This is a genomic window from Gordonia sesuvii (assembly GCF_036350415.1).
Classification (GTDB): Bacteria; Actinomycetota; Actinomycetes; order Mycobacteriales; family Mycobacteriaceae; genus Gordonia; species Gordonia sesuvii.
The window spans coordinates 196,119-214,425 of record NZ_JAZDUF010000002.1; the positions used below are offsets into that span (position 1 = coordinate 196,119).

Below are 18,307 nucleotides of genomic sequence, written 5' to 3' on the forward strand. Positions count from 1 at the left end.
CACCTTGTCGCGGTGATGGGTCAGACCGGAAGTCGTCCGCCGCTGGACCGGCGGAGGTCGGAGAACGCCCGGATCGATGTCGAGGTGGCGGTCGCGACCGGTCGGGTGTCCGCGCTCCCGTCCGAGGCCACTTCCGACTTCGACACCATCACCACGTTGTCGATGTAGGGCTGGATCGTGCTCGTGTTCTGCACCGTGGCCACGATGACGAGTTGGAAACCGAACTTGCGGAACGCCGACAGCGCCTGCTGGGCGAACTGGGGATCCGATTTCGAGAACGCCTCGTCCAGCATCAGTTGAGCGAAGATCGGCCGATTGTCGGTGCCGTCCGGACTCGCCAGGTTGAAGCTCAACGCTCCCGCCAGGCAGAACGCCATCAGCTTCTCCTGCTCGCCGCCCGAGTTGTCGCCGGCGTTGCTGTAGGTGCGGATCGTCGCCCCCGTGACGGCGTCGTGTTCCTCGCAGTAGAAGTCGAAACGGTTGCGCACGTCCAGAGCGTCGCGCGTCCATTGGCGATCCTCCGGGGTCACCCCGGCCAGTCGCTCCCGCAACTGCAGGATGTCGGTGTACTGCTCGAGGATCGCCTGCTCGTCGCCGAAGCTGACCGCGGTTGTGCGCTGCGAGATCTGGCGTGCGCGCTCGGTGAGGTCGGCGACCGCGGAGAGATTCTTGCGCCCGGGATGCAGCCGCAGCCGCGTCCCGCTGTTGAAGGCCACCGCGCCCAAACCGGTGTTGACGCGCTCGATCTGTTCGATGATGCGTCGTTCCTCTGCGTCGGCGGCCATGTGCAGGTTGAGAATCGCGCCGGGCGCCTGCTCGGTGATCAGGCGTCGCATGCGCTCGTAGGCGGCCGGTAGCTCCCGCTCGTCGATCCGGCGACTCACCGCGACGTAGTCGTGGACCCGCTCGTCGAGGTCGTCGCTGTCGTTGGGGACGGCATCGGGGAACTCCTCGTCGTAGGAGTCGAGGATCCGCGCCAGTTCGTCGCGGGAGCGCCGCGCGTCGGCGCGCATCCGGTCGCGGTCCTTGGCCACCAGCTTGAGCAGCTCCTGCCGGTACGGTTCGGGCGCGAGCACATCCAGCGTCGCACCGGACTCCTCGCGAAACGCGTCGAGCGACTGCTGCGCCTGCGCGGCGATGTCCTCGGGCGCGAGCCGGTCGACCAGTTCGAGCAACTCGGTGCGCCGGCGGTCGTGTCCGGCGATCTTGTCGCGCACGAGCGCGGCCTGGGAGATCGCGGCTCGCACCTGATCCCACAGATCGTCGGCCTTGCGCTGCAACGCATCGGCGTCGGGATGTTCGTCCATCAGCAGCTCGTACTGTTGGGTGAGCTGGTCGACGCGGTCGTCGGCGGAGTCGGTGTCGATCTCACTCCACTGGGTGAACTGCTCACACACCCGCCGATACGCATCGCGCCGCTGTTGTTTGTCGGTCCGGTCGACCTCGAGGGTGGTGCTCGCCTCACGGGCGGCATCGTGGGCTCGCTGCTCGTCGTCGAGCTCCGCCTGCAGTGCCTCGATCTTCGCTGCGACGTCCCCGACGAAGATGTGCTGTGACGGTCGCAGCGACTGCCGGTCATCCTTCACCGCCAGCTTCGCCGAGTCCTTCCGCAAGCCGCGGTCCGTGACCGCCTTGGCGTGATCGGCGAAGTCCGTCGGCGAATCGACGCAGACATAATTGCCGAGCCGGGCGAGGATGGCCATCGCCTCCGCCGAACACGGGTGCGCCGGATCGACCTCCTGCAGCGTCGCGCCGAGCGTCCCCGCGTCGGCGATGGGTGCCGCCCGGTTCTCGGCCCGGTGCAACTGGATTCGGCCTCGCATGTCGTGCGAGTTGACGAATCGTAGGGCTGCGCGAAAATGTCTGTCCGGCACGAGGAGTCGGAGTCCTGCTGTGCGCAGCACCTTCTCGACTGCGAGTCGCCATCGTTCCTGCTCCGGACGCAGTTCGACGAGTTCGGCGACGTACCGGAGTTCGGACTCGTCGATCTGCAACCCACGCGCCACTGCCCGGCGCATGTCGTGCTCGGATCTGGGAAGGGCCGAACCGGCCTGTCGCACCCGATCGAGTTCGTCGCGCGCCGCGTCGCGTTGGGTGCGTGCAGCGACCTCGCGCGCCAGCGCGTCGGCGTAGTGGGTCTTACCGGCCTCGAGTTGCCCGTCGATCCGGGTGGCCTCCTCCATCAGGTGCTCTCGCAGCGACCAGAACTGTTCGGCATCGTCGGGGAGATCGAAGTCCAGCGCGGCGATCTTGTCTTCATACGTACTGCGCCGGGTGGCGACGTCGCCGGCCGACCGGCGCGCGGTCGAGAGCTGTTCCTGCAGCGGCGCGAGATCGCCGGTGGAGGTGGCGATTCGAGACAGCAGATGGCTGTGATCCTGCCGGAGCTGATCGTGCTGCGCGGTGAGGGCGGCGAGGTCTGCGTCGAGCCTGGCGATCTGATCGTCGAGGTCGGCGATCTCGGGCTCGGCGGTGTGTCGACGGAGATTGTTGAGATACGCGCGAACGGCTGCGGTATCGATCGTGTCGAGCACCGAGAACGTCGCCGACTCCGCGGCGTAGCGTTCCTGTATCTCCTCGATGTTGCCGAGGAGGGTCCGTTTGCGACGCGCCACATCGAGCAGCTCCCGCGCCTCGACCAGCGGATCGATCTGTTCGAGTGCGTCCTTGATACCCACCACGCTGCTCGGTTCGTCCAGCATGAACTCCCGCACGAACTGGGCCAGCCCGCCAACGCTCTTGAGGGACTTGGCTTTTCCCAGAAGCTGTTGTGCCGCATCGGAACCACGGATGCCGATGAGTGAGTACAGGGAAGCCAGGTACTTGCCCTCCCCCGGTCCGCCCCGCCATCCCAGATCGCGGAAGACCGCGGAGTTGTGGTTGGTCCGTGCCCACTCGTTGCACACGTCGACGATGTCGGTGTCACCGTCACGGATGAAGTACGCGCTGTGCGCGTCAGTCATCTTGCCGGCGGCGAGCCATTTGAGAACCAGTCCGGTGATCGCCGCGCCCGATGTGGACGTGTACGTGACAGCGATCGCCGCCCACGCCGGACCCGTCCCACGCAGGTACATGATCTCGCGCTGCGTGCCGGCGCTGTCGCGACGCTCGCCCCATGCGCCGCGCACATACTTTCCGACAGTCCTTCTTCCACTGGCCGACCCGGCCGCGGTGGCGTCGCCGGATGCGTTGAAGTTCCGACGGTGATCGGGCAGGAATGCCAGCGAAATGGCATCCAGCAGTGACGACTTCCCGCTTCCGGACGATCCCGTGATGAGCGATCCGCTCGCGCTGAACGGGATCGAGTGATACCCGTCGAACACGCCCCAGTTGATCAGCTGCAGCCGTGAGAGGTGGTACTGGTCGACCAGAGCGTTCACCAATCGTCTCCTTCATCGTCGATGCCGTCGTGGTCCTCGTCGCGGCCCGCGGCCGACTCCCTTCCGGCGGGATCGGGGGGCACGTCGCCGGACCCGACGAATTGTTCGAACTGTCGTTGTAGATCGGTGATCACGGAGGCGGTCATGACCGCGGAGATGACGGGGCTGACCGTGAACGTGTCGGGATCGTCGCGGTGCTTGCGGAGGAACTCGATCTCTTCGAGCTTGTCGATGGCCCGGCCGATGCGCTTGTCGAACAATGCCAGGTCGCGGTCGATGGTGTTGGTGACGCCCGCGAAGAGCTCGTGGATCTCCTCGCGGGTGATGATGACGTGCTCGTCGCGGGAAGCTCGCGCATGCTTTGCGAGGTGCAGTGCCAGGATCGCGTCGTAGGTGTGGATCGTCTCACGTTTGAGAATCTTTCGGCCCCAACGCGAGTCGTAGCCTGCCTGTTCCACATAGGCGACCTCGACTTCATCGACGATCCGGAGCCGCAGGTCGAGTTCGGAGAGACGTACGCGAAGAGCATCCTGATACTCCAGGACCCAGGCCCAGAGCTGCGGTTGGCGGTCCCCGCTCACATAGCGCCGGGTGAGAAGGTTCTGCAGCGCCCAGCAGGCCCGATCGGGCAGGGCGCTGACATCGCCGTCGAATCGCGGTGCGTCTGCGGACTGTTCGAGTCCGGCCTTCTCGACCGCCGGCAGCGCGTCGAAGCCGGCGTAGTCCTCGGAAGGTCGGGCGTCGCCGGGGTCACGGCCCTTGTCGGAGTCGGTTTCGGTGTTCACAGCGTGTCGACCTCCGCCGTCGGAATCGGTTCGGTGAATGTCAATGCGGGCACCTCAATGGCTCGGTCCTCCCCTTCCAGCGACCGGAACCGCACCGTCGTGAGGGCGCGATCTGCCGTCGTGTTCTCGTGGTCCGATCCGCCGGGTTGGGCGACTGCCCACGACCACAGCACGATCACATGGGCCAGATACGGCTCGTCGAGTCGGCCGATCAGCTCCGGCAGCGTCACCGGCCCCGTGTGCACCGCGGTGTTGACGGTCTCGGTGAGTTCGACCGTGTCGACCTGTCCGGCCAGCGATGCGAACGATCTCAGGTCGGCGTTGCCGGTGGCGGGTACGGCCTGCGCCGCGGGTGCCCGATCGCGAATCTCGAAGGCCAGTCGGCCGATCGAGGTGACTTCCGGCGTGGCCAGGGGCAACTCGTAGGAGATCCGCCGGTCGGACAACGACGACTTGAGCAACTCGTGCGCGGTGGCGAGGGCCTCGTTGAGTTGCCGTGCGACCCCGCGGCTCTGTTCGAGTGTGCCGGATGCGACGAAGCGTCGGATGCGGCGTGCGCACCGTTGGCGGGTGCGGCCGACCTCGGCGATCTGCTGGGTGACCAACTCGACGAAATTGTCCATCACCGCCCTCAGCCCGCCATCGATTCCGGGTATCTGCGCGGTGACGGTGGCGATGTCGGTGACGAGGCGTTCGCGTTTGACGGGGTCCTGGATCATGTTGGTGAAGGCGTGATAGGACGCGCTCTGCGACGACTCGAGCAACGCCTCGTAGTCGTCGAACATCTGCCGCTGACGATCGCGATAGGCCAGATCGGAGTCGTGTGGGTCGTCGAGCAGCGCTGTGGTGATCCGGTCGAGCATCGCGCCGTATTGTCCGATGTCGGACACGATCTGTTCCATCTGGTACGCGATCGCTCGGGCTTCGTCCTCGGCGAATCGCAGATCGGGAGGGCGTCGCAGCCCCGCGTCCAACTCGGCGAGTTCGGCGTCGAGCTCCGTGATCTGGTGCTCGATCTCGTCCCGGATCTGACCGGGGTCGTCGGAGACCTGGCCGGCCACCCGTCGCAGCCCGGCAGCGATGCCGACGATGGAGCCTCCGGTGGCGACACTGTCCGCGCGGCGCAGGCGCCGGACGTAGTCGAGGACGGAGCGTGCCTCGGCGGTGAGCAGGCAGACATTGCGGCCGGTGGTGGTGTTCGGATCGGTGATCCGGTGCAGCCATCCCTGCTTGGCCCACAGCTTGATCAGCTCCAGTCCGCCGGACTGGTCGCCGACACCGAGCTCGGCGAGATCCCGTTCGAGCCGAACCGCGAGTTCCGTCTCCGATCGTCTGGCCCCGAAGTCCAGATGGCGCTCCATCAGCGTCACGTACAGCGACGAGTTGGTCGCCGCGAAGAGGCGGACCGCTGCCGAGCGCTGGATCGATCGGTTGGCCTCCCACGCCTGCGTCAGCGTGGACTGCTCAGTGTTCTCCATCGCCGCCTCACCGTGTGTTCGTCATCGCCGCCTGGGGTCACAGGGACAAGAGGACCCGAGGTAGTCTGCCATGCCCACGGAGGACCACCTCGGCCGTGTCGTCTGCCGGTGTCGTCTGCCCGGGTCGCCGGTCGGGCTCGGGGCAGGTGGCCCGGCCCGGTGGGTCACCACCGGTCGTTCAGAGCGGCAGGCGTCCAGACCGGCCACCGGGCGTCACCGACGAGGATGCCACCGGTGAACTCGGCCACGACCCTGGGTGCGACGGCCGATGCGTTGTCGTACACGGTGGCCTCGTCGACACGTCCGATGGCGTCGACGACCAGCGGCCACAATCGCCGGTACCGCGACCGGATCTTGGTCTCGGGTACCCGATGACCGCCCGCGGCGACTCGGTGCCGCACGCGCAGCACCGAGATGTCCTCACCGACGAGCAGGACGTGCAGGACGACGACGAATCCGCGGTCGTGGGCGCGGTCGATGAGATCGAGCTTCGACGGATGGGAGAACACCGTCTCGGCGATGAACGACCGGCCGTCGGCGATCAGGCGGTCCCGAGTAGCGGCCGCCGCCCTCGCCGCGTCGTACGACCGTGACTCGGCCTCGTCGGGCCAGCGTTGCCGAGCGATCAGGTCGGCGTTGACGAACACGCTGCGAGGCAGCAGTGGCGCCAGGGTCAGCTCGACGAACGTCGACTTCCCCGCCCCGTTGGGGCCGATCACCAGGTCGAGTCGCCTCACTCGGGCTCGACGACGCGCGTCGTGCCGTCGGGGCGATACTCGACGACGCGACCGTCGTCGTCGAGGGCGACCGTGGTGACGCCGCGTGCGGCGAGAGTGCCGCGATAGTCGGCGTCGGCCAGACTCTCGGAGATCCGCGCCCGCATCTCTGCGTTGAACGCGCGGCCCTCGTCATCGCTGAGATCCGCCACCGAACGGGTTCCGCCGAGGGCGGCCTGTACCTTCGCGACTCCGGCGGTCTCGTAGCCGGTCACGGCTCGGCCGACCCGCGCCCAGTGCTCGAGTTGCTGGCGCCCGGTGCGCTGTTGTCGACGGCCCTCGGTGATCGCGCTGTCGACCAGGTCGGCGTCGAACCGGGTCACCTTGTCGGTGGAACGAGGCATCAGGCACTCCTTGTGTAGCAATCTGCTACCAGCGTAGCTCCTTGCTACGCGTGGTCGCCAGCCGCCGCATCCGGCGTCGCCGTCGTCACGGCCTCGGACTTCACCTCGACGATCTGCACGAGGTTTCCGCACGTATCGTCGAAGACCGCCATGACAGCGGTTCCGATGTCGGTCGGCGCCTGGGTGAACACGACACCGAGTTCGGTCAGACGCGCATACTCCGCCGCTGCATCGTCGACGGCGAGCTGGATCAACGGGATCCCGTCTGCCACCAGCGCGTCGCGATAGGGACCCACGGCGGGATGGCCGGCCGGTTCCAGGAGCAGTTCGGGTCCGCCGGGCGATTCCGGGGAGACCACGGTCAGCCATGCGGCGTCCCCGAGTGGGATGTCGTGGTGCTTCTGGAAGCCCAGCACCTCGGTGTAGAACTCCAACGCCTTGCGCTGATCGTCCACGAAAACACTGGTCAGTTCGATTCGCATGGGCTCATTCCTTTCTGTTGGCCTCACCCGGGTCCCGTGATGTCCCGTCGTCATCGGGTGGCCACCGCCGCGTGATCTCCCGGAGTGGGCCCGGGGTGAAGTAGTGGAACTTGGTGCGGCCACGTCGCTCGGTCGCAATCAGGCCGGCTGCCTCGAGGGTGGCGAGGTGCTGCGAGATGGCTTGCCGGGTGAGCGTGACACCGTGGTGCATCGCGAGCGACGAGCAGATCTCGAACAGGCTCTGGCCGTCGCGCGCCGCCAACTCGTCGAGGACGAGGCGCCTCGTCTCGTCGTCCAGCGCGCGGAACACATCGGCCACCCGTCGACTATATGCAAGTGTGCACTTGCATATCAAGCGCGGGCACCCACGACGTCTCTACGATGGGCCACGTGGTGATGGCAGATCGTCCCGAGGTGCAGACGGCGTCCGGTCCGGTGACCGCCCTGACCGTGGTGGGTCTGGCCGAGAGCCTGGTGAACGGACTCGCTCGCGTGCCGCTGCGGCGACCGTGGGAGGGCCCCGGCGGGTTGCTGGACAACCTCGGCCAGTCCGTGACACGTCAGGTGGTCCGCTCCTTCATGGGCTATTCGATGGGTCTGCCCATCGAGGAGTTCCGGTCCATGGAGAAGGTCCTCGACGACATCTGCCAGGCGGTGATGCCGCCGTTCATCGCGCTGAGCGACGGCGTCGAGATCACCAGCGACACGGTTGGTGGCGTGCCGGGTCTCTGGTGCCGCGCCAAGGCGAGTTCCGATGCATATGTGGATGATGCCGACGACAAGCAGGCCATCGGCGCCACCATCCTGTACCTGCATGGCGGCGGATACATCGGCACCTCCCCGATCATGTACACGGCCTTCGCGGCAGCGTTGGTGAAGCACACGGGATACGAGGTGTTCATCGCCGACTATCGGATGGCCCCGGAGTTCCCGTTCCCGGCGGGTGTACTCGATGCCGCAGCCGTTTACCGCGGGTTGCTCGAGCGGGGTGTCGCCCCATCGCACCTGGTGGTGGCCGGCGACTCGGGCGGAGGTGGGCTGGCCACGTCGCTGATGTCGCACCTGCAGGCCGAGGCGATGCCGAAACCGGCTGCGGTGGCGTTGTTCTCGCCGGAGGTCGACCTCGACCTGGACCGTCCGTCGATCACCGACAACGCGCAACTCGACATCCTGCCGTGGAACGTGCCCGTGACGCCGTATCTGCACGGGGTGCAACCGAATGACTCCCGTGTGTCCGCGGTGTACGCCGAGCTCGACCCGGAATGGTTTCCGCCGACGTTCGTGTGCTGGGGCGCCGACGAGATGTTCCGCGACGGCATCCAGGCGTTCGCGGCAGCGCTCGAGACAGCCGGCGTGCGCGTCTACGCCATGGAGGAGTACGGGATGTTCCACGTGTTCCCCATCCTGATGCCGTGGGCCGAACCCTCCCGGCGGGTGTTCCGTGCACTCCATGAGCTGGCGGGCCGGCACATCACCGCCGATCCGGATGCCGAACAGACACACTGAAGCTCCATCCGGGTGAATGAATTCCGGGTTCCCGGTGCTCACCTGGCCACTTTTCCTCGGTCCTACGTCGTAGCCTCACCACATGTGGATGAGTCGACTGTCGATCCTCGCCGTGAGCGCCGTCGCGATGACGGCGCTGATCTCCGGATGTGCCGACGACAGCGATGACGGGTCGTCGGAGACGGTTCCGATCTCGGCCTCGACCAGCGCGAACCAGACACCGAACCAGTCGAGCGCGACCTCGACAGCGCCCGCGGCCACCGGGACTCCGGTGGGCACCGCGGTCATGCAGGTCACGGGCGACGGCGCAGTGGACCTGACCTATCGCATCAACGGTGGCGCCGAGCAGACCGAGCAGGGCGTGATATTGCCCTGGGAGAAGTCATATTCCGTGTATCCGGAACTCGAGACCTCGGTGACGGTCGAGTCGGGTGCCCGGACCGTCGGCTGCACGATCACGATGGGTGAGCATCTCGTGGCGTTCGAGAACGAACCCAGCCCGACATGTGGGTTCGCCTACTGGGGTTGAGCCGAGTCCCTCGCGGGATCATGCCGGACCGGGCAGCGAGGACAGGTGCGGTTACCGCGCCGTTACCGACATCCCGAAGGGGTTGCGATCACGAGCCGCGAGCGCAGGAACTCGGGCAACCGGATTAGCGTCGGGGTCCGGAGGTGGTCAGGGTGGCTCGTCATTCATCGTCAGACCCGTTGTGGCTCTTCGGTGATCAGCTCGGGCAGCACATCCACTCGGCGCCCGGCAACGAAGAGCGCGAGGTCGTGCTCATCGAATCGTCGGCAGCGTTCGGGCGGCGCGGAGGGCATCGTCAGAAGGCGCACATCCTGCTCTCCGGGATGCGTCATCTGGCTGTCGAGCTCGGTGATCGCGCCGAGTTGTGGCAAGCCGCAGGATATCGCGACGCCCTCATCGAATTGGGACGACCGGTCGTGGTGCACGAACCGTCGTCGCGGGCTGCGTCGGAGTTCGTCCATCGGCTGGCCGACGAGGAGCTGGTGTCGGACATACTCCCGAATCCGTCGTTCGCCCTGTCCCGAAACGATTTCACCGCATGGGCGGGTGATGCCGAGCGATTCCGCTTGGAGGACTTCTACCGGTTCCAGCGTCGACGGTTCGACGTCTTGATGGACGGTGACCGCCCGACCGGCGGAACGTGGAACTTCGACCGCGACAACCGTGAACCCCCGCCCCGACGCACGACGTTGGGGGTCCCCGACCCATGGTGGCCCACCGAGGACGACATCGACGAGCAGGTGCGTGCCGACCTCGATGACATGGATGTCGAGTTCGTCGGCGACGACGGCCCCAGGCTGTTCGCGGTCACCCACGACGAAGCGCAGAACGCGTTGCGGCACTTCATCGATCATCGACTCGCCACCTTCGGCCGTTGGGAGGACGCGATTCTGGGCGAGGACTGGGCGATGTCGCACTCGCTGCTGTCGGTGCCGTTGAATCTGTCACTGTTGAGCCCCATCGACGTGGTCGAGGCAGCGGAGGACGCGGTTCGTGCCGATGCCGTCGACCTCGCCGCCGCCGAGGGATTCATCCGGCAGATCCTGGGGTGGCGCGAGTTCGTCTGGCACCTGTACTGGCACTTCGGCCAGGACTACACCACGCAGAACCGCCTCGACGCCCACGTGCCGCTGCCCCGCTGGTTCCGGGAGTTGGACACCGACGCTGTGGACGCCCGGTGCCTGTCGGACGCGCTCGGCGGCGTACGCGAACGCGGCTGGGTGCACCACATCCCCCGGCTGATGGTGTTGGGCAGCCACGCCCTGCAGCGCGGATACGACCCGGCAGAACTGACCGAGTGGTTCCGAGCGAACTTCGTCGACGGGTTCGACTGGGTGATGCCCGTCAACGTGATCGGGATGAGTCAGCACGCCGACGGCGGCAAGATGGCCACCAAGCCGTACACCTCGGGCGGTGCATACATCTCGAAGATGTCCGACCTGTGTGGGTCGTGCGTGTTCGACCCGAAAAAGCGTGTAGGCGACGACGCGTGCCCGTTCACCGCGGGTTATTGGGCGTTCACCTACCGCCACCGGGAGCTACTCCGGTCCAATCACCGCACCGCGCGAGCGGTCTCGTCGATGCACCGACTCAAGGACCTCGACGCCGTCGTGGAGCAGGAGCGTCACCGCGACTCGTTCTGATCGGCGGTCACACCAGCGGCCGCCCTAGTCGACATCGCAACCGGACATCCCACAACAGTGCCCGAAAGCCCATCTGCGACAGCCATAGTGGTCGACGACGTTCGCGATCGACGTAACCATGGACGTAGTCGTCGAACCATTCCTGGTCGGCGTCGGACCATTCCACGCGCAAGGCGTCCCGGAACGCCTGGGGCAGGTAGCCGATGGTGCGCCGATACTTGACGGGCCCGTATCGCTTCTGGATCTCACGGTGGGCATACCCGAAGTTCGCGATGTCGAGCAGGAACTCTCGGACCTCGTCGCTGATCTGGATCTTCGAGACCTGCTCGTCCCAGTAAAGCTGGAACTTCTCGCGGTCGGCAGGCCACATCTCCGCCGGCATCTGCAACGTCGTACCGCACACCTTGCCCTGCTGGTAGAAGGTCTCCCGGTCCGGCCCCGTCAACGGACCGTGCACGCGTTCATAGATGTCCTCCCAGCCGTAGTACAGGCATGCGGCCACCCACAGCTGCAGGCGCGGATCCATCGCGTTGTACTCGACGGGGCTCTCGTCGTCCGATCGAACCTGGGCGTGCTGTCGGTTGACGGCCTGACGGAAGCGTCGCCGGTCGTCGGCGGTGCCCATGGCGGCCACCGCCAGATACGAAGCCGTGGTGCGGGCGCGTTTCACGGGGTGTCGGTCGAGCCGTCCGCTCTCCACGGTGCTGCGCGCCACCCCGTACCCCACCGCCGGATTGGCCAACTGCATGATCACGTTGGCCGTACTCATCGTCTGCCCCATGGACAGCAAGGACTGTGCGAAAAAACTGCTGTCGATGGCGTCCATCTCCGCCCGCGACATCCGCTCGGCGTGGGTGCTCACTGCCCCACCTCATTCTGACTACGCATGTCGTCAGAATAGCGGACCGTTCCCCCGGGGTCCACCGCCTGCTGCTCGCGATGGTCGAGGTGTGGAGACGAAGAACACCATTCACCTGCTGTTTGCGTGGGTACCCTGGAAGGGTCGACGAGGACAACCGGACGAGGCGCGCCGTACCCGGACAGCGACAAGACGGCGCCTGGAGGTTCGGAAAGGTCATGTCGTGGATCGTCTTGGTGGTGTCCGGTGTGCTGGAGGCCGTGTGGGCCACCGCACTGGGTAGATCCGAGGGTTTCAGCAAACTCACGCCGACCGTGGTGTTCGGTGTGGCCCTGGCGCTGTCGATGGCGGGTCTGGCATATGCGATGCGCGACCTCCCGACCGGTACGGCGTACGCGGTCTGGGTGGGCATCGGCGCGTCGCTGACGGTCATCTTCGCGATGGTCTCGGGCGCCGAGACCGCATCCCTGCTCAAGGTGGGGCTGATTCTGACGATCGTCGCATCGGTGGTCGGTCTCAAGCTGGCGCACTGACGCCTGGCGGCCTCAGCTAGTCGACGACCATCATCGACCAGAATGGTCGGTATGAGCACGCGAGCACAGATCGCCGACGTCCGGGTGCGCGTTCCCGCGTCCCCGCACGCGGCGTTCGACTACCTCAGCGATCCACGCAACCGCCCGCACTGGCAGTCGTCACTGCGTGGCATCGACGAACTCAGCGAACCCGGCGATCGTCGCGGAGACGTGGGGACCAGCTGGATCGATCGCACCGTGGTACCGGGTGTCTCGCCGCGACTGGAAGTGGTCGACTACCGGCCCGGAGTGCGCTGGAGTGAGATCGGTGGCTGGCACGTCATCGACGCGCTGCTGACGCTGTCGTTCACCGACGTCGACGGAGGCACGGAGGTGCGCGCTCAGGCGTACCTCACGGTTCCGAGCGTCCTCGGTCCCGCCGTTCTCGCGCTACGTCTGCTCACGCCCGGCGCATTGCGGCACGATTTACACCGTGCCGCGGCACTTCTCGCAGCCGAATCGCCGAGCGCGTGATCAGCGCACGGGGTCCGGTTCGAAGGAGATCCGAATCGGTCGGATGACCGCACGGTGCGTGATCCCGTCGTCGTCGAGGATCCACACGGTCGCATTGATGTGCCCGGCTGAGATCTGTTGCCCCGTCAAGTGCAGGACGGCCGGTCGATCTCCGACGTAGACCGGCCGGACGAATCGGGTGTCGCAGGCGGTGATCCGGTTCCCGTTGTGGTGCGCCCAACGCTGGGCGTACTTCAGGACCAGGGCGATCAACAGGAAGCCGTGTGCCACCGGCGCGGCGAGACCCGCCGCGCGGGCCGCCGCCGGGTCGATGTGGATCGCGTTGGTGTCACCGGAAGCGCGTGCGTAGCGCCGGACGCGGTCGAGCGTGAGCACCTCCTCCGCATCCCAGAGTGGTGTCGAACCGATCTGCTGGCCGAGAACATCACTCATGACGAGACCTCCGCCGACCGGAAGACGAGTGTTGACGTGCTGTCGGCGATCGGAGGCCCTTCGCCCTCGGCGAAGATGTCGCTTCTTATGTCGACCTGGGTGGCGCCGGCGCGATGGCGGACACGCGTAACGGTCAGCACGCCGGAGAGCCGGTCACCCCGCCGGGGTGGCCGGTGCAGGTGCACCGACTCCGCAGTGTGGACCAGTCCGTCGCGCGGAACGACACCGGAATCCATTGCCTGATGGGCGAGTTCGACGCTGACGCGGAAGATGACCGAGAGTGGGCACGGGTCCTGCCCGTCGTCGACGACATCGGCGAACGATGCGATGAGCGCGTCGTCGACCGTGACCGCGCCGGATGTCCGGAACGCCATACCCTCGACCAGCTCGGTTGCCATGATTCACGTTAGCGAATCGACGTTGTGATTCCAACAAACCCGGTCGGTGCGCGTTCGGTGTCCGGTCAGTCGTCCTGACCGTTGGGCACGACCAGGGAGTGGTCGAAGGCGTACACGATCGCCGCAGCACGATCCCGCAGATCGAGTTTGGTGAAGATGTGGTTGACGTGACTCTTGACGGTGACCTCCGAGATGTACAGCCGGCCGCCGATCTCGGCGTTGGTGTGCCCTCGGGCCATGAGTTTCAGTACCTCGATCTCGCGATCGGTGAGCGGATGGTCCGCACCGGTCGGTGTCTGCGGAGCGGAGCGCCGAAAGCCGTGCAGCACACGAGCGGTCACCGCCGGGTCGAGGAATGCACCGTCGGCGACGACGGCCCGCACTGCCCAGATCAATGACTCGGCCGGCGAGTCCTTCAGGATGAATCCCGCGGCACCGGCACGCAGCGCACCCGACAGCAACTGATCGTCATCGAAGGTGGTCAGCACCAGCACGGGTGGTGGTTCCGCGAGGCGGCGCACCGACGCTGTGGCAGTGATCCCGTCCACGTGGCGCATCCGCAGGTCCATCAGCACGATGTCGGGCGAACAGGTGGCCACCGCGGTCACGACCTCACCTCCGTCGCCGCACTCCCCCACTATCTCGAATCCGTCTCGCACCCGGAGGATTCGGCGCAGACCGGTTCTCACCAGTTCCTGGTCGTCGACCAGCAGCACCCGGATCGGTGATGCGCTGACCGGCAGAGGGTGGGTCGACGTCATCAGACCGCCGCCTCTGCGTGTCGTGGGCCCGGTGGGAAGCTGGCACGTACCACCCACGAATCGCTGTTGCCAGTGGCATCGACCACCCCTCCGAGCAGTCGCGCCCGCTGCTTCATCCCTTCGATTCCGGACCCGTCGGTGCCCATCCGGTGAACGCTGGGCGTGTACGGATTCCGCACGGAGAGCGTGACCGCGTCGTCAGCGTGCAGGGTGACCGAGGCTTCCGGACTCGGCGCATGCTTGACGACGTTGGCCAGGGACTCCTGTGCAATCCGGTAGAGCGCCGTCCCCACCGGCGCCGGGACGGCGGCGACGTCACCGACGATGTCGAGTGTGACGATCAGCCCTGCCCGGCGGTACTCCTCGACGAGCTTCTCGACGTCACACACCCCTGGCGTGGGCGCCGCGTCCGCATCGTCGGTGCCGAGAACCTTGACGATGTAGCGGATCTCGGTCATCGCCCGACGGCCCAGCCGCTCGGCGTCTTCCAGGGCTTCGAGGGCGTCGCTGCGGTCGCCGTCCTCCAGCGCACGGCGCGCACCGGTCACGTTGAGCATGGTGATCGACAAGGAGTGGGCGATCACGTCGTGCACCTCGCGCGCGATCCGTCGTCGTTCGTCGAGGGCCGCGCGATCCGCACGGACTCTTTGGTCGCGGACTTCGTTCTGCGACAGCAACTTCTGATAGAGCATCATGTAGCCGACGAGCCAGCCGCACAGGACGGCCAGTAGTGCGGCGGCGGGCGACTCCAGATGATCTGTCGCGGCGGCGACGACGATCACGGAGATCGACAGCGCTGCCACCCCCAGGCTTGCGCGCAGCGACTCCATGGCTGCCGCGATGGCGGTGGTGAGTGCCAGGAACAGTGGGGCGATGTCGAGAGGGACCGGATCCATCAGCATCAGCCCGGTCGACACCGACGCCAGGATGGTGCATGGCAACTTGCTCTGCAACCAGAGATCGAGCAGCAGTGACAGCAGCGCGACCGCCGCGCCCCACAGGGCCCACCAAGGTGGCGCGATCGGCAGCCGCTGAATCACTGCGACGACGATGATCACGAACGAACCGGACACCGTCACGACCGGATAGAGCAGCGGATATCCGTCCCCCGCCAGTTCTATCCGGCTACGCAACCACCTGATCGCCGACCTCACCGATACAACGATAGGCGGTTCACGTGGTGGTTCATCGCGTTCTGGGTGGATGCCGCTCTCCACCCCGGGGTGGAGATGGATTCCGTCCTCGGCACGGAGATCGCAGTGGTGTCGCCCGCTTAGCGTCGTCTGTGAGATCAGCAGTTCCCACTACTCGAGGTGAGGGTTACGACGATGAACGGACTTGTGCTTTCACGCAGATGGAATCCCGTGCCGGTGGACGGCCTGCCGCGCGGCATCGTCGTGGTCGGCTACAGCGGTACTGCATCCTCGCGTGATGCTGCGCTGGCACAGGCTGATTCAGCCGACGCGCGCTGCCGTATCGCGCTGGTCATGGCAATCGAGCCACCGCGGTCACCGCGCTCGGACACGTTCTTGCACGATGAGCTCAAGTCGGAGGCGTATCTCCTCTCCGACGGCGCGATCGTCGACGAGCAATTGCGGCACGGAAGAGAACTGGTGGCACGGCGAACGACCGCGGCCGTGACGAGTGAGGCGATCGTCGCGGACCCGGTTCGGGCGCTCGTCGGTGCGGCGGCGCGTCATCGGGCGACTGCGGTCGTCGTCGGCATGCGCAGGACCCGCCCGACCGTTCAGGTGCGACGGATCGCGCGTGAGCTTCCAGACGGGGTCGACCTCTTCGCCACCGATGGTCTGCACCATGTCCGGCTGGCCACTCGATCGTCGGTGTCGGAGCGTCGGCGTAGCCCGATTCTGCGACCCGTTGCCGGACCGGCGGGCGCGTGACCACACCGCGTCACGGGTTCGTCATCCGCCACGCCGTCGGGCTCATCCCGAACCGATCATGGAAACGATGGGCGAAATGGGTGGGATCGACGAAGCAGAATCTGCGGGCGACGGCGGTGACCGAGAGGTGACGCTCGCTCAGCAGTGTCTGGGAGGCCCGTTCGAGGCGCAGCGTGATGATGTGATCCTGCAGGCGGACACCGGTCGCCTCCCAGTGTTTGTACAACGACCGCACGGAGACATTGTGGGCGCGTGCGATGGTGGCGGCAGACAACTCGGGGTCGGTGAGGTGCACCTCGATGTGGCGCCGGACGCGAGATACGAGGGCGGCGGGGTCCGAATCGGGTACGGCAGCCGTCGGGTTCCCGGCGGCGGTGTCCGCGGCGTCGATGATCAATGCACGGGTCAGTTGATTGGCCGTCGCGTTCAGTTCGGTCAGCAGAGCGGGCTCACGAAGGGCGACCGTTCGGAGTTCTCCGAGGAACGACCGGTAGAGCCGATAGTGCGCATGCGTCGGACGTAGGGTCATCGCTGCCCTTCGAATCGACGACGGTGGGAGATTCAGGTGTTTCGCCTCCACGAAGATCACCACAGCCGATCCACGGTCCGATCGACGAAAGTCGAACGGGCTGGCCGGATCGACGATGATCAGGGTGGCCTCGTCCGACGTCGACTCGACGGTCACGCCGTGGTGTCGGTGCGTCCACACACCCGCCGATACCGCGGCGACGGCCACCCGGTCGTACTGGTGTTGCGCAAGGCGTGCCGCACTGGTCGACACCGCCACCGGATCGCAGGCGACGTCCATCAGGAACATGCCGTCGCCGATCTGCCAACTGCTGACCGTCGCATGGAATCCGCGCTGTCCCGTCAACGGTGTCACGGTCGCGGCGGGTGCTCCGCCGGCAGTGGTCAGGGCGGTGCGCAGGTCGTCGGGCAGGCCCGGGGACCCGCGGCCTTCGGTGTCGAGCAGCAACCCCATCATCGCCCCGCGGCCGCGTCACTCGGCCTCGGGCGTCGACGGGGGACGCCGCGTGTTCAACTGGCGCCAGGTTCGCGGCGACAGACCGTACATGAGCCGGAAGCGCCGACTGAAATGCGAGTCGTTGGCGAAGCCGCACCGGCGGGCGATGGCGCTGATCGGGAGAGCGAGCATGTCGGGGCGTGCGAGTTCGTCGCGGGCGCGTTCGAGTCGTTCGGCGATGATCCACTGCTCCAGGCTGAAATCGGCGGTGGAACACAACTTGAACAGGTGGCGCTGTGAGATCCCGTGCGCCGCGGCGACCGACGCCGGCCCGAGGCGCGGGTCCGAGAGGTGCCGTCGCACATAAGACCGGATTCTCGGCAAGAGCATCTCCGCCATGGCGCCGCGGGCGTAGTCGATGTCGTAGGCCGAGGCCAGCAGGGTGCGGACCATGTCGATGTTGGCCTCGCCCAACGTCTGCGCCGCGCCGGAGACACTCAATGCGTCGGCACGGACGGTGAGCTCGTTGATGTGGGCGACGACCATCTTGTGGATCGGACTGGCGGCGAGACGATCTGCTGCGGTGCGGATGACCTCGTGTGGTAACCCGACCGCCTCGACGGGCACATGAAGACAACGTGACGCGCCGGGAAGCTTGCCCTTCAACTCATAGTCGTAGGTCGAGTTCAGATCCATGAGCATCAGTTCGTTCGGACGCGCGAAGCGTTGGGTCCCGAACTGCTCTTGCTTGCCGATACGGTTCTCGTGCACGGCGATCGCCAGCATCTCCCCCGGCCCCGATCGGATCTGATTCGTCGTCCGGACGAGTCTGAACCCGGTCATCTCGGCGCGGAAGATCCTGGTGTCCCCGTAGGTCCACACATCCATCCGCGACGCCACCTGCTCGGCGTTCTCGAGTTCGACCGTCGACGGTACCGACTGCTCCTGCATCGCCACGCAGGTCGCCTCGACCCGGTCCGATGGATGCAGCGCCTCGGTGTTGAAGACCATGACCATGTCAGT

General features: G+C 66.4%; 21 protein-coding genes and 1 riboswitch. Of the genes, 6 read left to right on the plus strand and 15 right to left on the minus strand.

The annotated features are described in order from the left end of the window. Window positions 1–20 precede the first annotated feature (20 nt). From VZC37_RS07780 to VZC37_RS07810, 7 genes are all read right to left on the minus strand, one after another. On the minus strand, window positions 21–3,380 hold the full coding sequence (locus tag VZC37_RS07780) for an ATP-binding protein (protein WP_330431905.1): 3,360 nt from the start codon (window positions 3,378–3,380) through the stop codon (window positions 21–23). Then, a complete protein-coding gene (locus VZC37_RS07785) occupies window positions 3,377–4,165 on the minus strand; it encodes a DUF4194 domain-containing protein (protein ID WP_330431906.1) in 789 nt (262 codons plus the stop codon). The genes VZC37_RS07780 and VZC37_RS07785 overlap by 4 nt, the downstream gene beginning before the upstream one ends. After that, window positions 4,162–5,643, minus strand: a complete 1,482-nt coding sequence (locus VZC37_RS07790; protein WP_330431907.1) for a DUF3375 domain-containing protein — start codon at window positions 5,641–5,643, stop codon at window positions 4,162–4,164. The genes VZC37_RS07785 and VZC37_RS07790 overlap by 4 nt, the downstream gene beginning before the upstream one ends. A gap of 164 nt (window positions 5,644–5,807) precedes the next feature. Then, on the minus strand, window positions 5,808–6,380 hold the full coding sequence (locus VZC37_RS07795) for an ATPase (protein ID WP_330431908.1): 573 nt from the start codon (window positions 6,378–6,380) through the stop codon (window positions 5,808–5,810). After that, window positions 6,377–6,763, minus strand: coding sequence for a TA system antitoxin ParD family protein (locus VZC37_RS07800; RefSeq protein ID WP_330431909.1), 387 nt, complete (start codon window positions 6,761–6,763; stop codon window positions 6,377–6,379). Before VZC37_RS07800 ends, VZC37_RS07795 begins: the two co-directional genes overlap by 4 nt. Before the next feature lie 44 nt (window positions 6,764–6,807). Continuing rightward, window positions 6,808–7,245, minus strand: a complete 438-nt coding sequence (locus tag VZC37_RS07805; protein ID WP_330431910.1) for a VOC family protein — start codon at window positions 7,243–7,245, stop codon at window positions 6,808–6,810. Between the two features lie 4 nt (window positions 7,246–7,249). Further along, entirely contained in the window at window positions 7,250–7,564 is a 315-nt protein-coding gene (locus VZC37_RS07810; RefSeq protein WP_330431911.1) for an ArsR/SmtB family transcription factor, read from the minus strand. Window positions 7,565–7,635: 71 nt separating this feature from the next. Here VZC37_RS07810 and VZC37_RS07815 point away from each other — a divergent pair, with 71 nt between their 5' ends. Further along, window positions 7,636–8,751, plus strand: a complete 1,116-nt coding sequence (locus tag VZC37_RS07815) for an alpha/beta hydrolase (protein ID WP_330431912.1) — start codon at window positions 7,636–7,638, stop codon at window positions 8,749–8,751. Between the two features lie 75 nt (window positions 8,752–8,826). On the opposite strand, the gene VZC37_RS07820 is transcribed toward VZC37_RS07815, so the two are convergent. Beyond that, the gene (locus tag VZC37_RS07820) at window positions 8,827–9,039 is read right to left on the minus strand and encodes a hypothetical protein (RefSeq protein WP_330431913.1); all 213 of its coding nucleotides are present in this window, start codon (window positions 9,037–9,039) and stop codon (window positions 8,827–8,829) included. On the opposite strand from VZC37_RS07820, the gene VZC37_RS07825 reads away from it, so the two are divergent. Next, window positions 9,038–9,280: a hypothetical protein gene (locus VZC37_RS07825; RefSeq protein WP_330431914.1), complete on the plus strand. Its 243-nt coding sequence runs from the start codon at window positions 9,038–9,040 to the stop codon at window positions 9,278–9,280. The two genes, VZC37_RS07820 and VZC37_RS07825, sit on opposite strands and share 2 nt — an antisense overlap. A 152-nt stretch (window positions 9,281–9,432) precedes the next feature. Continuing rightward, window positions 9,433–10,923: a cryptochrome/photolyase family protein gene (locus tag VZC37_RS07830; RefSeq protein ID WP_330431915.1), complete on the plus strand. Its 1,491-nt coding sequence runs from the start codon at window positions 9,433–9,435 to the stop codon at window positions 10,921–10,923. 7 nt (window positions 10,924–10,930) lie between these two features. Here VZC37_RS07830 and VZC37_RS07835 read toward each other — a convergent pair whose 3' ends face one another. Further along, window positions 10,931–11,764 carry an oxygenase MpaB family protein gene (locus VZC37_RS07835; protein ID WP_330432474.1) on the minus strand — a complete coding sequence of 278 codons (834 nt, stop codon included), beginning with the start codon at window positions 11,762–11,764 and terminating at the stop codon, window positions 10,931–10,933. 156 nt (window positions 11,765–11,920) lie between these two features. Continuing rightward, a riboswitch (guanidine-III (ykkC-III) riboswitch) is annotated at window positions 11,921–11,984 on the plus strand. Window positions 11,985–12,000: 16 nt separating this feature from the next. Here VZC37_RS07835 and VZC37_RS07840 point away from each other — a divergent pair. Then, a complete protein-coding gene (locus tag VZC37_RS07840; RefSeq protein WP_330431916.1) occupies window positions 12,001–12,315 on the plus strand; it encodes a DMT family transporter in 315 nt (104 codons plus the stop codon). A gap of 51 nt (window positions 12,316–12,366) precedes the next feature. Further along, window positions 12,367–12,828, plus strand: a complete 462-nt coding sequence (locus tag VZC37_RS07845) for an SRPBCC family protein (protein WP_330431917.1) — start codon at window positions 12,367–12,369, stop codon at window positions 12,826–12,828. Here VZC37_RS07845 and VZC37_RS07850 read toward each other — a convergent pair whose 3' ends face one another. The 4 genes from VZC37_RS07850 to VZC37_RS07865 form a co-directional block, all read right to left on the minus strand. Next, complete coding sequence (locus VZC37_RS07850; RefSeq protein ID WP_330431918.1) at window positions 12,829–13,260, minus strand: MaoC family dehydratase; 432 nt, start codon at window positions 13,258–13,260, stop codon at window positions 12,829–12,831. Continuing rightward, window positions 13,257–13,658, minus strand: a complete 402-nt coding sequence (locus VZC37_RS07855; protein WP_330431919.1) for a hypothetical protein — start codon at window positions 13,656–13,658, stop codon at window positions 13,257–13,259. Before VZC37_RS07855 ends, VZC37_RS07850 begins: the two co-directional genes overlap by 4 nt. 65 nt (window positions 13,659–13,723) lie before the next feature. After that, window positions 13,724–14,419 (minus strand): response regulator transcription factor, encoded by a 696-nt coding sequence (locus VZC37_RS07860; protein ID WP_330431920.1) that lies wholly within the window; start codon window positions 14,417–14,419, stop codon window positions 13,724–13,726. Beyond that, window positions 14,419–15,573 carry a sensor histidine kinase gene (locus VZC37_RS07865; protein WP_330431921.1) on the minus strand — a complete coding sequence of 385 codons (1,155 nt, stop codon included), beginning with the start codon at window positions 15,571–15,573 and terminating at the stop codon, window positions 14,419–14,421. Before VZC37_RS07865 ends, VZC37_RS07860 begins: the two co-directional genes overlap by 1 nt. 174 nt (window positions 15,574–15,747) lie before the next feature. Between VZC37_RS07865 and VZC37_RS07870 the strand changes: the two genes are divergently transcribed. Continuing rightward, window positions 15,748–16,320, plus strand: a complete 573-nt coding sequence (locus VZC37_RS07870; protein ID WP_330431922.1) for a universal stress protein — start codon at window positions 15,748–15,750, stop codon at window positions 16,318–16,320. 10 nt (window positions 16,321–16,330) lie between these two features. Here the strand turns inward: VZC37_RS07870 and VZC37_RS07875 are convergent, their stop codons facing one another. Further along, a complete protein-coding gene (locus VZC37_RS07875) occupies window positions 16,331–17,305 on the minus strand; it encodes an AraC family transcriptional regulator (protein WP_330431923.1) in 975 nt (324 codons plus the stop codon). A 15-nt stretch (window positions 17,306–17,320) separates the two neighbouring features. Then, the gene (locus VZC37_RS07880) at window positions 17,321–18,301 is read right to left on the minus strand and encodes an AraC family transcriptional regulator (RefSeq protein ID WP_330431924.1); all 981 of its coding nucleotides are present in this window, start codon (window positions 18,299–18,301) and stop codon (window positions 17,321–17,323) included. Window positions 18,302–18,307: the final 6 nt, after the last annotated feature.

Coding starts and splice junctions, on each gene's coding strand:
- VZC37_RS07855 (WP_330431919.1), bottom strand. CDS start 13,658: ATGGCAACCGAGCTGGTCGAGGGTATGGCGTTCCGGACATCCGGCGCG.
- VZC37_RS07860 (WP_330431920.1), bottom strand. CDS start 14,419: ATGACGTCGACCCACCCTCTGCCGGTCAGCGCATCACCGATCCGGGTG.
- VZC37_RS07840 (WP_330431916.1), top strand. CDS start 12,001: ATGTCGTGGATCGTCTTGGTGGTGTCCGGTGTGCTGGAGGCCGTGTGG.
- VZC37_RS07845 (WP_330431917.1), top strand. CDS start 12,367: ATGAGCACGCGAGCACAGATCGCCGACGTCCGGGTGCGCGTTCCCGCG.
- VZC37_RS07825 (WP_330431914.1), top strand. CDS start 9,038: ATGCAGGTCACGGGCGACGGCGCAGTGGACCTGACCTATCGCATCAAC.
- VZC37_RS07880 (WP_330431924.1), bottom strand. CDS start 18,301: ATGGTCATGGTCTTCAACACCGAGGCGCTGCATCCATCGGACCGGGTC.
- VZC37_RS07875 (WP_330431923.1), bottom strand. CDS start 17,305: ATGATGGGGTTGCTGCTCGACACCGAAGGCCGCGGGTCCCCGGGCCTG.
- VZC37_RS07820 (WP_330431913.1), bottom strand. CDS start 9,039: ATGACCGCGGTGCCCACCGGAGTCCCGGTGGCCGCGGGCGCTGTCGAG.
- VZC37_RS07850 (WP_330431918.1), bottom strand. CDS start 13,260: ATGAGTGATGTTCTCGGCCAGCAGATCGGTTCGACACCACTCTGGGAT.
- VZC37_RS07805 (WP_330431910.1), bottom strand. CDS start 7,245: ATGCGAATCGAACTGACCAGTGTTTTCGTGGACGATCAGCGCAAGGCG.
- VZC37_RS07835 (WP_330432474.1), bottom strand. CDS start 11,764: ATGTCGCGGGCGGAGATGGACGCCATCGACAGCAGTTTTTTCGCACAG.
- VZC37_RS07870 (WP_330431922.1), top strand. CDS start 15,748: ATGAACGGACTTGTGCTTTCACGCAGATGGAATCCCGTGCCGGTGGAC.
- VZC37_RS07790 (WP_330431907.1), bottom strand. CDS start 5,643: ATGGAGAACACTGAGCAGTCCACGCTGACGCAGGCGTGGGAGGCCAAC.
- VZC37_RS07800 (WP_330431909.1), bottom strand. CDS start 6,763: ATGCCTCGTTCCACCGACAAGGTGACCCGGTTCGACGCCGACCTGGTC.